Genomic DNA, 12,345 nt, shown 5'->3' with positions numbered 1-12,345 from the left:
ACGGGGCTTTTTTCTATCGGAGGCACAATGCTTTACCGTCTAGCCAGAACTGGCTTTTTTCAACTTGATGCCGAAAAGGCGCATGATCTTGCAATTCAAAACTTCAAACGTTTTACCGGCACACCCCTCGATCTTTTCTACCGTCAACAACTTCCACATCGTCCAGTCGAATGCATGGGTATTACATTCCGTAACCCTGTAGGTTTGGCTGCAGGGTTGGATAAAAACGGTGAATGTATCGAAGCATTTGATGCAATGGGATTTGGATTTGTAGAAGTAGGTACAGTAACTCCACGACCTCAACCAGGTAACGACAAACCTCGTTTGTTCCGACTTGTTGAAGCGGAAGGTATTATTAACCGAATGGGCTTTAACAACTTGGGTGTTGATAACCTCATCGATAACGTTAAGAAAGCGAAATACGATTGCGTACTTGGCATTAACATCGGTAAGAACAAAGATACCCCAATTGAAAAGGGCGCAGAAGATTACTTAATCTGCATGGAGAAGGTTTATCAATATGCAGGTTACATTGCAGTAAACATCTCTTCACCAAACACACCGGGATTACGTTCTCTTCAATATGGCGAAGCTCTCGATCAGCTTCTAGCCGAGCTAAAAGCAAAACAAGCAGAGCTAGCTGAAAAGCATGATAAATATGTGCCATTAACATTAAAGATCGCACCGGATCTTAGTGATGATGAAATTAGCCAAATTTGTCAGTCTCTGATTAAAAACAAGATTGATGGTGTTATCGCAACAAACACCACACTAGATCGCTCAATTGTTGAAGGCATGAAACACGCCAATGAGGCGGGTGGTTTAAGTGGTCGTCCTGTGCAATCACGCAGTACTGAAGTGGTTCGACGTTTACACGAAGAACTTGGCGAAATTATGCCAATCATCGGTGTCGGTGGTATTGACTCTTATGTCTCAGCGAAAGAGAAGCTGATGGCAGGGGCGAAACTGGTTCAGGTATATTCTGGTTTCATTTACCATGGCCCAGGCCTAGTAAAAGATATCGTTAAGAATCTCTAGTTCGCGAACTGAGTGACGCTGTCACTCTAGATTTAAACAGTTATTTAAGCATTATCGAAGAGGAGATGAGCAATCATTTCCTCTTTTTTTTTACCAATCAGTGCATAAACTTTGGCTTAACGTTGGCAGGGTAATAAAACGATTACCTTTATCGACCCAAACATAGAGATTGGAATGATGCTTAAACCAAGTGACAAATGGACATGGTACTACGATGACTCAGAACAGCACCTGATGCTGGATCTGGGCAACGACATGGTATTCAAAACCAACCTTTCTCGAAAACTCATTGTAGAGTGTGCAATCGGTATCAATGAATTCTCTGTTGATGACGCATCTGCATTCCAAACCTATAAAGAGCAAATCTCTCACTTAAACCTCAGCGAACCAAGACAAGCAGAGCTCGCTCTGTATTGTGTGGCAGCAAAACGATTCCACAAACCGGTTCAACCTAAGAGCTGGTTCTTCGATAGTTTATCGGATGGTTCATGTGTTCCTGAGGAAGGCGACTTCGTTAAATTGGCTAATGGCCATGGTGAAGGGGCCTTTATTGTGCTTGAAGTAGGTGATAGCGCAAGCTTGTGTGCGTCAATTAAATTGGACGAATTCAATCTAAATGGCCACAAATCGCTTCAGTTTGGTCAAGCGATTAAAGTGATGCATGACCGCATGAGTGTTATCAATCATCATTTCTTGGTTCAGCCAATGGCATTGGTTGGCTAAACCGCCCTTAATTTTGTTCCTTTTGTTTCATTTCTCGTCGGCCTAAGTGCCGACTTTTTTCTATCTGCACCTCTAAATCGTGAGTTACACATCCAGCCAAATTGCGTCTGTAAGCCTTGTCTCAGATGTGAACAAGCTTCCAATCAGCACCTAATTTCGTTTTCTTTTTGTCCATATTTTCCGGTTTGCTAATAGGGCGTTTCCCTTAAAATTCCCCAATTAGGCTATTTTGGTAATTAAATTACACTGTAAATCAGTGGCTGGTATAGACCAAAACTGCAGTGAATAAGCATTCACTATCGCTATGAGCATTGGTTTTAGGTGTTCAATTTGGCGAAGAGAAGCTGATAAGCGTTGGTGTGAGGATTCACTAACAAAACGGTCGAATATTGCTCAACCAATCATTAGCTGGAGCAATTAAGACGAGAAAAGTGTGAATGAGTTAACCTAATTGGCAGTGGGTCAGGTATAATGCGGGGTCATTTTCTACAAACATAAGAACACTATGCATCAATATCTTGCGGTTACCTCCAATGGCCTAGAAAACCTATTGGTAGATGAACTTACTAAGCTTGGGATCAGTAATGCAAAGCCAGTACAGGCGGGCGTTAAGTTTAAAGCGACCAACGAACAGATTTATCGCTGTTGTTTATGGAGCCGTTTGGCTTCGCGCTTTGTTCGTATCTTGTCTGAATTCACTTGTAACGACGACATGGACCTTTATTTGGCAACGTCTGCAGTGAATTGGGCTAATCAGTTCCACAGCTCTAAGAAGTTTGTGGTTGATTTCAATGGTACTAACCGTGAGATTCGCAATAGCCAATACGGCGCAATGAAAGTGAAAGATGCGGTAGTGGATTGCTTTAATAAAAAGAACCTACCACGTCCGTCGATCAGTAAAGATCAAGCGGATCTTCGTATTCACGTACGTTTACACCGTGATAAAGCGATTCTCGGTGTTGATATGGTAGGTGGCGGCCTGCATCAGCGTGGCTACCGACCAGCTTCAGGTAAAGCGCCTCTTCGTGAAACCCTTGCTGCAGCAATCATTCAACGCAGTGGTTGGGACGCTGATAAGCCTTTCCTAGACCCTATGTGTGGTTCAGGTACGTTGGTTATTGAAGCGGCGATGCTGGCTGCAAATATGGCACCAGGCGTAAAACGACAAGCGTGGGGCTTTGAGTCACTAGACGACTTTGAGCCAGAGCTTTGGGCTGAGATAAAATCTGAAGCAGCGGTACAGGCTCGTAAAGGTGTCAAGAAAATTGACACTAAATTCTACGGCTACGATAACGATGAGCGAGTGCTAAAGGTTGCACGTGAGAATGCTCGTCGTGCTGGTGTGGAATCGCTGATTCATTTCGAATTGGGTGATGCGGCAACGCTTAAGCGCCCAGCAGGCTTTGAGAACGGTGTGATTGTATCAAACCCTCCTTACGGTGAGCGTCTAGGTACTCATCCTGGTCTTATTGCGCTATACACCGCATTTGGTGCTCAGTTGAAGAATGAGTTCGGGGGCTGCCAAGCATCTATCTTCTCTAGCTCAGACGAGCTGCTATCTTGTCTGCGTATGCGAGCAGATAAGCAATACAAGATGAATAACGGTGCGTTACCTTGTCACCAAAAGAACTACTTTATGACCAGTCGTGCAGCGGAAAACGCAGGTGACAATGTCACTGAATCTGCAGTTGCACCGGATTTTGCTAACCGTTTAAAGAAAAACATTGGCAAAATTGGTAAATGGGCACGTAAAGAACAATTAGATTGTTACCGAATCTATGATGCTGACTTACCTGAATACAATGTGGCGATCGATGTTTACCTCGATAACCTAGTGATTCAAGAATACGCGGCGCCAAAAGACGTTCCTGAAGAGAAGGCGAAAAGACGTCTAACTGATATCATCCGTGCGGCGATTCAGGTTACAGGTACAGACGCGAACAAAGTGGTTCTTAAAGTACGTGAGAAGCAAAAAGGCCGTTCACAGTACCAAAAGCTATCTCAAGAGTCTGAGCGACTAGAAGTTAACGAATATGGCGTGAAGCTGATTGTTAATCTACATGACTATTTAGATACAGGCCTGTTCTTAGATCATAAGATCACTCGTCGTCGCCTTGGTGAAATGGCTCAGGGTAAGGACTTCTTAAATCTCTTTGCATACACAGGCTCTGCTACGGTTCACGCAGCATGTGGCGGTGCGCGCTCTACAACGACAGTAGATATGTCGAATACTTACCTAGAGTGGGCAAGAGATAACATGAAGTTGAATGGTCAAGTTGGCCGTCAGCATCAATATGAGCAAGCAGATTGCTTACAGTGGCTTGAAAAGGCAAACGGCAGTTACGATCTTATCTTTATTGATCCACCAACGTTTTCAAACTCGAAACGTATGGAACAGTCGTTTGATGTTCAGCGTGACCACATCCAACTGATGACTAATTTAAAGCGTTTGTTACGTGAAGGTGGAACCATTGTGTTCTCTAACAACAAACGTCACTTCAAAATGGATCTGGATGCACTGGCTGAGCTTGGTCTTGAAGCTAAGAACATCTCTTCACAGACACTGCCACTTGATTTTGGTCGTAATAAGCATATCCACAACTGCTGGCTCGTGACCCACAAAGGCTAATTGAGTCAGTAAGCGAATAACAAGGAGTTGAGCTTGATTTCTCTTTATAGTACGCAAGAATGCCATCTGTGCGAGATGGCATTTGAATTAACGAAGCAAATTGGTATTAGCCAGCGAGTGGAAAAGGTCGATATTGCACTCGATAACGACCTGTTTCTTCGTTACGGCGTCACTATTCCTGTATTGAAATACCAACAGAGCGAGCTCAACTGGCCTTTTGATAAACAACAATTACTAAATTGGTTAGACAATAATGGCATTACTTACCATACATAATGGCTTATTAGCGTTTGGCGATCATCCTTTGCTCGATAACGCTGATTTTGCTCTTCAAGAAAACGAACGTGTGTGTCTTGTCGGACGTAACGGTGCGGGTAAATCAACCTTAATGAAGGTTTTGGCCGGCGATGTAATCATGGATGATGGTAAGCTAACCATTAACCAAGATGTCGTCGTTTCACGTTTAGAGCAAGATCCGCCTCGCAATGAACAAGGCACTGTATTTGATTATGTGTCTGAAGGATTAGCGGAAATCGGCGAGCAGCTTAAGATCTATCAAGAGCAACTTGATCTGATTGCCGACGATCCAAGTGAAAAGAACATCAATAAGTTGGCTCGTATCCAAGAGCAGCTAGAGCATACCGGTGCATGGCGCTTTGAAGACCGTATTAAAAACGTTCTCGATGCACTAAAGCTTGATGGCCATACAAAACTAACGGATTTATCCGGTGGCTGGCAGCGTAAAGCGGCATTAGCGCGCGCTTTGGCTCGCGATCCAGATGTGTTGCTTCTTGATGAGCCTACTAACCACTTAGACGTAACAACCATTGAGTGGCTAGAAGGCTTTCTAAAAGATTTCCGCGGTTCAATTATTTTCATCTCGCACGACCGTGCATTCATTAAGTCAATGGCGACTCGTATCGTAGATCTCGACCGAGGCCAACTTGCTTCTTTCCCGGGTAACTACGATCAGTATCTTATCGATAAAGAAGAGATGCTTCGTGTTGAAGAGATGCAAAATGCTGAGTTTGATAAAAAGCTTGCTCAAGAAGAAGTTTGGATTCGTCAGGGCATCAAAGCTCGCCGTACTCGTAACGAAGGCCGCGTAAGAGCACTTAAGAAGCTACGTGAAGAGCGTCATGACCGTAGAGAAGTACAAGGCAAAGCAAACATTCAAATTGATGATGGGTCACGCTCAGGCAAAATTGTTTTTGAGGCGGAAAATGTTTCTTATGCCATCGACGGCAAGCAGATTGTTTCTGATTTCTCGTTCAATATTATGCGCGGTGACAAAATTGCGCTGATCGGTCCTAACGGCTGTGGTAAGAGTACATTGCTAAAGCTTATGCTTGGCACGCTAAAACCTAATTCTGGTCGTCTACATTGCGGTACGAAGCTCGAAGTGGCTTACTTTGACCAATATCGTGAGATTTTAGACCCAGAAAAGACGGTTATCGATAACCTTGCTGATGGTAAGCAAGAGGTGACAGTCAATGGCCGTCAACGTCATGCTTTAAGTTACCTGCAAGATTTCTTATTTGCGCCTCATCGCGCAAGAACACCCGTTAAGGCATTGTCAGGCGGTGAGAAAAACCGTCTATTATTGGCGCGAATCTTCCTAAAACCAAACAATTTATTGGTGCTTGATGAACCAACTAACGATTTAGATATCGAAACCTTGGAACTTTTAGAAGATTTGCTTGCCAATTATCAGGGTACGTTGCTTTTAGTGAGCCACGATCGTCAGTTTGTAGACAACACAGTAATGACCAGCTGGATATTTGAAGGCGAGGGCGTTATTGAGGAGTTTGCTGGTGGCTATCATGATGCACAGCAGCAGCGTGCGCAGGTAAAACAGTCTCGTGAGATTGAAAAACCAACAAAAACACCGCAAGTGGTTGAGGCAAGTCTCAAAACTGCTCCGGTAAAAAGTAAGTCGAAGAAGTTATCCTATAAACTACAGCGCGAGCTTGAAGCACTGCCTGCAAAATTAGAACAACTAGAAGTTGATATTGAAGATTTGCAGCAAACAGTAAACAGTGCAGATTTCTTTACCAAGCCCGTTGAGGAGACTCAACCAATATTAGATAAGTTATCTGCTGTAGAGCAGGAGCTTGAAATTGCTTTTGAACGCTGGGAAGAGTTAGAAGCAATGCAACAGGAAAGTTAAAAATCAATGAGAAGTAACGTATTAAAAGTTTCGGCGCTAGCCGCAACCATCGCAGCATCTTTTGGCGCACACGCAGCCGTTTATACGATCGTACCGCACAATACTGCGGCTTCAGGGACGACACATGGCGTTGCCATTACTCCTAACAATACCGACAACTGTTGGACCGGGAGTTGTAGTGCAGCTACCGCAGATTTAGCGGTAGAGACTCGCCCAAAACTTGCGGGCTTTAGCTATCGTGAGGAAGTGCCGTTCATAATCAATACCGGTTACGATTATCTAGAAGATGTGACTGCTACTCAATATGATGGTTTTAAAAACTACTGTGATGTTTATTTAAGATACCAAAGTGATCTTTGTGACTCTTGGGCGAGAGAGCGTTGGAACGGTTATAAGAAAGAGTTGGCCGATGATTTCACTAACTCGCTTGTGTTTGTTGAGAATGGCGTAGACCTTGGCTACTCAGAAAATGCTATCGTCAATGAGTTAGATGACGGTGCGGGCAAATACGTGGGTAACCGCAGAAACGGAACGACTAATCGTAATCTAGCGTACTACGGAAGTACAGATTTAACCGCAACAGGTCTAAGTTCTACCCACGCTTGGCGTTCACTCGTTGATGGCTCTGACATCTACGTAGTTGGCAGTGTTACAAAAAATAGTGCACATAATCAGCCTTCAGACAAAATTTCTCAAGCGGTTGTTTGGAAGCTAACAAGTGCAGGTGCTATAAGTGAAACTAACGTCATCCCGTGGGGCGCTGAAGGTGAAAGTGCTGCTTCAGATGAAAACAAACGTGAAAAGCCACACGCTAGTGCTCGAGATATAGTGAAAATCGGCGCGGAGTTTTATGCTGTAGGCTACAACTCTGATGTTGATGAAAAGCCGTTTGCGAGTGTTTTCAACTCGACTGATGGTACTACTTGGAAAACCAGACGCGTTTCTTTCCCACGTGATGAAGATGCGCTGACAAATTATTACTTACAAGCAGTAAATGATAATAAAATTGCAGTCGGTACGTATAAGCTAAATGAATCATTGAATGGCGCCTACGCAAACGGCCTATTTTATGTTGCTGACGTGACGGCAACCAGCCCAAGTTCAACGAATTTGACTGGCGGGATCTTCTTCGAAGGCGCAAACGGAAAAGTGGGTAACATTAACAACAAGAATGAGTTAGTAGGACAAGTAGACTACGAAACTCATGCCGAAAATAACGGTAAACCAAGAGCACAACGAGGTTTTATTACTGTTCTAGGTGATAAGTCTTTATCAAGCGCACCATTTAAAAATACCGCCTACTTGCTTGATGACTTAACGAATGACGGTTCTGGTGCAAACAATGCTTATCGTGTTTATGACGCAACGGATATTAATGAAGCCGGTGTGATTTCAGCGACGGCATATTATTGTGCTGGTGGTTATGATACCGAAGCCGTTGATTCAACGTGTAACGGCGGCCAACCTGGTGCAGAAAAGCTAGTGGCGGTTAAGCTCGTACCAGATAGCACGAAGACTGCGGCAGATATTACTCCTCGTCCACGTGATAGAGTGAATGCCACAGTTGAACGTCAAGGTGCTTCATTAGGTTGGTTAGCACTAGGTCTGTTAGGTCTCTTAGGTTTTAGACGAAAATAACAGATAAAATTGTAAACTAGAGCACAGCTTCACAAAAATGAAGCTGTGCTTTTTTTATCCCTTGAGAAAGGTCGGTTTTTGGTCGATTCTGTAATAGTGGAGAAACAAGACTTCCACACTATTTTAATAGTAGTACGTTAGATAACACTTATTGTATGAGGACGACACTATGAAGAGACAAAAGCGTGACCGCTTAGAACGAGCGCAATCACAAGGATACAAAGCTGGTGTAAATGGCCGTTCAATGGAAACGTGTCCATATCAGCAGATGGACGCTCGTTCATATTGGTTAGGCGGTTGGCGTGACGCCAGAGAAGATAGACAAGCTGGCCTCTATAAATAATTAAGGCTCTTCGCATACAACTAAAGGAATTTTAGCCCCGAAAGGGGCTTTTTAGTATCAGGCTAATGCACTATAACTAAATGTATTGTTCAATAAAAAGCGACTCAAGTGAGTCGCTCTAAAAACTAATATCTTAGAAGGCTGATGTGTCTTGGAAAAGGCCAACTTTAAGATCTTTCGCTACGTAGATTTCTTTACCATCTACCAGTACGCGGCCATCCGCTAGGCCCATAACCAATCTACGGTTAACAACGCGCTTCATGTGGATCTCATAAGTTACTTTTTTCGCTGTTGGTAGGATTTGGCCAGTGAATTTCACTTCACCTACACCAAGAGCGCGGCCTTTGCCTTTACCGCCAACCCAACCAAGGTAAAAACCAACTAGCTGCCACATTGCATCAAGGCCAAGACAACCTGGCATTACTGGATCGCCAGGGAAGTGGCAATCAAAGAACCATAAATCAGGGGTAATATCTAATTCTGCAAGGATTAAACCTTTACCAAAATCACCCTCAGTTTCTGACATTTTAGTGATGCGATCCATCATCAGCATGTTTGGTGCAGGAAGCTGTGGGTAGCCTTCACCAAATAGTTCACCTTGGCTAGAAGCTAATAAATCATCGCGATTGTAAGAGTCACGTTTGTTTTGCATTATCAATTACTCCAATATTTGATAGCTGCATATTAGTGAACACGTGTACGCTAAACAACGCTGACCAGTCGTTTATCAACGATTTAGCCAACATTTTAGACGTTCCACGATACCTTGTGGCTGTTCGTGTCTTTCAAAATTCTCAATCCGTTGTGCAATCTTGCTCACAACACTGGTCTCGTCATCACCACGGAATGGTTTACCCATTATGATTGGAATTGCTTGGTCAACGGTTTCTACTGACCAAATATGGAACTCATCGTTTTTGATGCTGTGGACGACATCTTTATCTAACGCTAAGTGCTTTAAGTTTGACTTAGGTAAGATCACGCCTTGTTTACCAGTAAAGCCTTGGTGTTTACAAACGCGATAGAAGCCTTCGATTTTTTCATTTAAACCACCAACAGCTTGCACACGGCCAAATTGGTCAACAGCGCCGGTTACGGCAATTTGTTGATCGATTGGGTACTCAGATAACGCACTTACAAAAGAGCACAACTCTGCAAGCGTGGCACTATCTCCATCCACTTCACAGTAAGATTGCTCAAACACGACGGATGCTGAATATGGCAGTGGTTCTTCTAAGTTCAAAGCCGCACTGACGAAAGCTTGCATAATCATCATGCCTTTGGCGTGCAGATTGCCTCCTAGTTCCGCTTTGCGTTCTACATCAGAAATATCGCCGTCACCGAAGTGAATCACACAGGAGATACGTGCAGGCTCGCCATAAGAGAGTGGGTGACCAGGAACGTCAATCACCGTTAGACCATTGACCTGACCAACACATTCACCTTGAGTTTCAATGATTACTTGGCCATCTGTTATATCAGAGAGCGCCCGCTCTGGTAGGTAAGATTCACGAGCGTATTTGGCATCGATGGCTTTATCCAGATCATCGGCACTAAATTCTGATTGCGAAGTAAAAAGCTGCGCCTGTTGGAACAACGACAAGTACCAAAGAATATCTAATGGCATGTAGCGTTGATCTTCAGTAAGACGTGCGCCCGCAACCATAAGGCGATGTATTGCATCCGCGCTTAAACTTGGTAACTGGTAGTTCTGAGCCAACCAAGACAAATAACCCAAATATTGCTCAACCGTTTGCGAGCTAAGGTTAATTTCTTGTTCAACTTCAGTATAGAGAGCGAGGCCTGAGTATAGGTCTGGCTCTAGGAACTCTAACTCGGCGATCTGATCGCGGTCACCGACAACAACCAACTTAGTTTGGTAATTCTTTGCGGGCACTTCTAGCGCAGGCTTGCTCTTGTCACTATTAATTGGGCTAACACTGTCACCCAGTAACACTGATTTAAGAGTTTGCCACGAAGCAGGATTCGCCAGCAGTAAATTCACCGAGACAACTAGATAGCCATTTGGAGCTTGGTCAAGTAAGCCGGGCTTTTGGAATTGAAGGGCGCCTGTGTCATCCGCGCGGTAACAACCAAGCAGTGCTTGAATGTCGAGCGTTTCACTAGTGATGACATCTTGATTGGTTTGGCCTTGAAGGGACTGCGCAATTAGCTTTCGATAAAATGCGTTGTCGGTTGAATTGATAACTAAAACTCGGCTTAGGCCGTTTAAAGTAGTAAATGTAGTGATCGCATTTTTAAGGCGAGGTTGAATATTGATGAAGTCAATTTTCGGTAATGTGGCAAATGTACTAATAACATCATCAAAATCAGTGTATTGTGGCGTAACTGAACGCCAGTTTTCTTGAATCATGGATTACTTTCATTTACTTGAAAAAGGTCAGAAATTATATAGAAAAACGCGACAACGTTATACTCCCAATTTACGCTTTGCGATTGATTAACAACTAAGGTCGATTAGAATGATCTCGGTCGCTAAATCACAGGTTGTGATTGTATCAAATAGGGACTTGGGTTACGCTGTCACTCTACCAGTAACGGAATCATATATCATGAAATATCAGCAGCTTGAAAACCTTGAATGTGGTTGGAAATGGAAATACCTAATAAAGAAATGGAAAGAGGGTGAAAAAATCACTCGCCACATTGATAGCAGCGAAGATAGCGCAGCGGTAGACGCACTGCGCAATATTGAACATGATCCGACAAAAGTACTGGAGTGGATTGAGCTGCACATGTCAGCCGAGTTAGACAACAAGCTAAAGCAAGCGATTCGTGCCAAGCGTAAACGTCACTTTAACGCCGAGCAAATTCATACGAAGAAAAAATCCATCGATCTTGATTATCGAGTGTGGGAGAAGCTTTCTTACCGCGCCAATGAGCTAGGTTGTACGTTGTCAGATGCCATTGAATACTTGTTGTCTGAAGCCTCTCGTAGTGAGAAAGCATCACAGACGGTTTCGAGCTTGAAGGAAGACTTAAGCAAGCTATTGTCGGATTAAACTTTCCTCTGACTAAATAAGGAGTAGCGCTATGATCTATGTACTCATTATCGCTGCGGTTGTCATTTTTTGGTTGGTGGCGATCGATAGACCTGTTTTGAAGGTGAGCTTTAAGCAAGGCCAAATTGACAAAGTGAAAGGGCACTTTCCAGCAAAATTTCGCCACAACGTTAGTGAAATCTGCGAAAAACAAACGTTTGATGGTGAATTGAAAGTCTACATGCTTCGTACTGGTCCTAAACTGGTGTTTTCAAATAAAACGCCTAAGAAAATTCAACAGCGCATTCGTAACGTGTTTCCACATCAAGGCTTTACGAGCAAGGGCTCAAATAAAGCAGGCTAACATTACTGTCAATTACATTGTTGGCTTTTTCTTCCCGCATACGCATTGTTTATCCGATTTAAACGTCAGTTTTGATAGTAATCTGACTGCGGAGGTGAACAATGCGAACATTTCTACCTATCTTAATTCTTCTATGCTCTGGTTCTGTATTGAGTGACGATGCCACGCGTAATAAAGTTGCTAAAAAACTCAAACATAAGATTGAACTCAAACTCAAAAAGTACTCGAATCTTTCAGGTTTTTGCGACTTATATATTGAGATGAAACACCGTAAAAGCAAAGCGGTGGTCGTATCAATAAAAGGCAATGGTGACTATCAAGTCTGTAAAGTGAGTAAAAAAGCGATCAAAGTTGGCAGCTCTTACCAGTATCAATATCCTGAGAAACTAATACGCTTGCACATTGTCCCATAAGGTCTGTGACGTTATTGATGTGTTA

General features: G+C 43.4%; 12 protein-coding genes. 10 read left to right on the top strand and 2 right to left on the bottom strand.

Annotated elements, in window-relative coordinates; genetic code table 11:
- Nucleotides 1-27: 27 nt before the first annotated feature.
- The 7 genes from pyrD (at nucleotide 28) to rmf (ending at nucleotide 8,541) form a co-directional block, all read left to right on the top strand.
- Complete coding sequence (pyrD, locus tag MU515_RS01005) at nucleotides 28-1,038, top strand: quinone-dependent dihydroorotate dehydrogenase (protein WP_260258498.1); 1,011 nt, start codon at nucleotides 28-30, stop codon at nucleotides 1,036-1,038.
- Between the two features lie 177 nt (nucleotides 1,039-1,215).
- Nucleotides 1,216-1,761 (top strand): cell division protein ZapC, encoded by a 546-nt coding sequence (locus MU515_RS01000; protein WP_260259159.1) that lies wholly within the window; start codon nucleotides 1,216-1,218, stop codon nucleotides 1,759-1,761.
- A 505-nt stretch (nucleotides 1,762-2,266) separates the two neighbouring features.
- On the top strand, nucleotides 2,267-4,390 hold the full coding sequence (rlmKL, locus tag MU515_RS00995) for a bifunctional 23S rRNA (guanine(2069)-N(7))-methyltransferase RlmK/23S rRNA (guanine(2445)-N(2))-methyltransferase RlmL (RefSeq protein ID WP_260258497.1): 2,124 nt from the start codon (nucleotides 2,267-2,269) through the stop codon (nucleotides 4,388-4,390).
- 33 nt (nucleotides 4,391-4,423) lie between these two features.
- Complete coding sequence (locus tag MU515_RS00990) at nucleotides 4,424-4,666, top strand: glutaredoxin family protein (protein ID WP_260258496.1); 243 nt, start codon at nucleotides 4,424-4,426, stop codon at nucleotides 4,664-4,666.
- Entirely contained in the window at nucleotides 4,644-6,560 is a 1,917-nt protein-coding gene (locus MU515_RS00985) for an ABC transporter ATP-binding protein (RefSeq protein WP_260258495.1), read from the top strand. The genes MU515_RS00990 and MU515_RS00985 overlap by 23 nt, the downstream gene beginning before the upstream one ends.
- 6 nt (nucleotides 6,561-6,566) lie before the next feature.
- On the top strand, nucleotides 6,567-8,198 hold the full coding sequence (locus MU515_RS00980; protein WP_260258494.1) for a DUF3466 family protein: 1,632 nt from the start codon (nucleotides 6,567-6,569) through the stop codon (nucleotides 8,196-8,198).
- A 169-nt stretch (nucleotides 8,199-8,367) separates the two neighbouring features.
- On the top strand, nucleotides 8,368-8,541 hold the full coding sequence (rmf, locus tag MU515_RS00975; protein ID WP_260258493.1) for a ribosome modulation factor: 174 nt from the start codon (nucleotides 8,368-8,370) through the stop codon (nucleotides 8,539-8,541).
- Between the two features lie 133 nt (nucleotides 8,542-8,674).
- Here the strand turns inward: rmf and fabA are convergent, their stop codons facing one another.
- Both fabA and MU515_RS00965 read right to left on the bottom strand, forming a co-directional pair.
- Nucleotides 8,675-9,193 carry a bifunctional 3-hydroxydecanoyl-ACP dehydratase/trans-2-decenoyl-ACP isomerase gene (gene fabA / locus MU515_RS00970; RefSeq protein ID WP_260258492.1) on the bottom strand — a complete coding sequence of 173 codons (519 nt, stop codon included), beginning with the start codon at nucleotides 9,191-9,193 and terminating at the stop codon, nucleotides 8,675-8,677.
- Between the two features lie 75 nt (nucleotides 9,194-9,268).
- Nucleotides 9,269-10,915: a Lon protease family protein gene (locus tag MU515_RS00965; protein ID WP_260258491.1), complete on the bottom strand. Its 1,647-nt coding sequence runs from the start codon at nucleotides 10,913-10,915 to the stop codon at nucleotides 9,269-9,271.
- Between the two features lie 199 nt (nucleotides 10,916-11,114).
- Between MU515_RS00965 and matP the strand changes: the two genes are divergently transcribed.
- From matP to MU515_RS00950, 3 genes are all read left to right on the top strand, one after another.
- On the top strand, nucleotides 11,115-11,564 hold the full coding sequence (matP, locus tag MU515_RS00960) for a macrodomain Ter protein MatP (RefSeq protein ID WP_260259158.1): 450 nt from the start codon (nucleotides 11,115-11,117) through the stop codon (nucleotides 11,562-11,564).
- 31 nt (nucleotides 11,565-11,595) lie between these two features.
- Complete coding sequence (locus MU515_RS00955) at nucleotides 11,596-11,907, top strand: DUF3634 family protein (RefSeq protein WP_260258490.1); 312 nt, start codon at nucleotides 11,596-11,598, stop codon at nucleotides 11,905-11,907.
- Nucleotides 11,908-12,008: 101 nt separating this feature from the next.
- A complete protein-coding gene (locus MU515_RS00950) occupies nucleotides 12,009-12,320 on the top strand; it encodes a hypothetical protein (protein ID WP_260258489.1) in 312 nt (103 codons plus the stop codon).
- Nucleotides 12,321-12,345: the final 25 nt, after the last annotated feature.

Origin of the sequence: Vibrio intestinalis (assembly GCF_025195085.2) — a bacterium.
Classification (GTDB): domain Bacteria; phylum Pseudomonadota; class Gammaproteobacteria; order Enterobacterales; family Vibrionaceae; genus Vibrio; species Vibrio intestinalis.
This window is presented reverse-complemented; position numbering and strand designations above follow the sequence as displayed.

Bases quoted from the DNA above. Each gene is read 5' to 3' on its own strand.
- matP (WP_260259158.1), top strand. From the start codon at position 11,115: ATGAAATATCAGCAGCTTGAAAACCTTGAATGTGGTTGGAAATGGAAA.
- pyrD (WP_260258498.1), top strand. From the start codon at position 28: ATGCTTTACCGTCTAGCCAGAACTGGCTTTTTTCAACTTGATGCCGAA.
- MU515_RS00965 (WP_260258491.1), bottom strand. From the start codon at position 10,915: ATGATTCAAGAAAACTGGCGTTCAGTTACGCCACAATACACTGATTTT.
- MU515_RS00955 (WP_260258490.1), top strand. From the start codon at position 11,596: ATGATCTATGTACTCATTATCGCTGCGGTTGTCATTTTTTGGTTGGTG.
- MU515_RS01000 (WP_260259159.1), top strand. From the start codon at position 1,216: ATGCTTAAACCAAGTGACAAATGGACATGGTACTACGATGACTCAGAA.
- fabA (WP_260258492.1), bottom strand. From the start codon at position 9,193: ATGCAAAACAAACGTGACTCTTACAATCGCGATGATTTATTAGCTTCT.
- MU515_RS00980 (WP_260258494.1), top strand. From the start codon at position 6,567: ATGAGAAGTAACGTATTAAAAGTTTCGGCGCTAGCCGCAACCATCGCA.
- rlmKL (WP_260258497.1), top strand. From the start codon at position 2,267: ATGCATCAATATCTTGCGGTTACCTCCAATGGCCTAGAAAACCTATTG.
- MU515_RS00950 (WP_260258489.1), top strand. From the start codon at position 12,009: ATGCGAACATTTCTACCTATCTTAATTCTTCTATGCTCTGGTTCTGTA.
- rmf (WP_260258493.1), top strand. From the start codon at position 8,368: ATGAAGAGACAAAAGCGTGACCGCTTAGAACGAGCGCAATCACAAGGA.
- MU515_RS00985 (WP_260258495.1), top strand. From the start codon at position 4,644: ATGGCATTACTTACCATACATAATGGCTTATTAGCGTTTGGCGATCAT.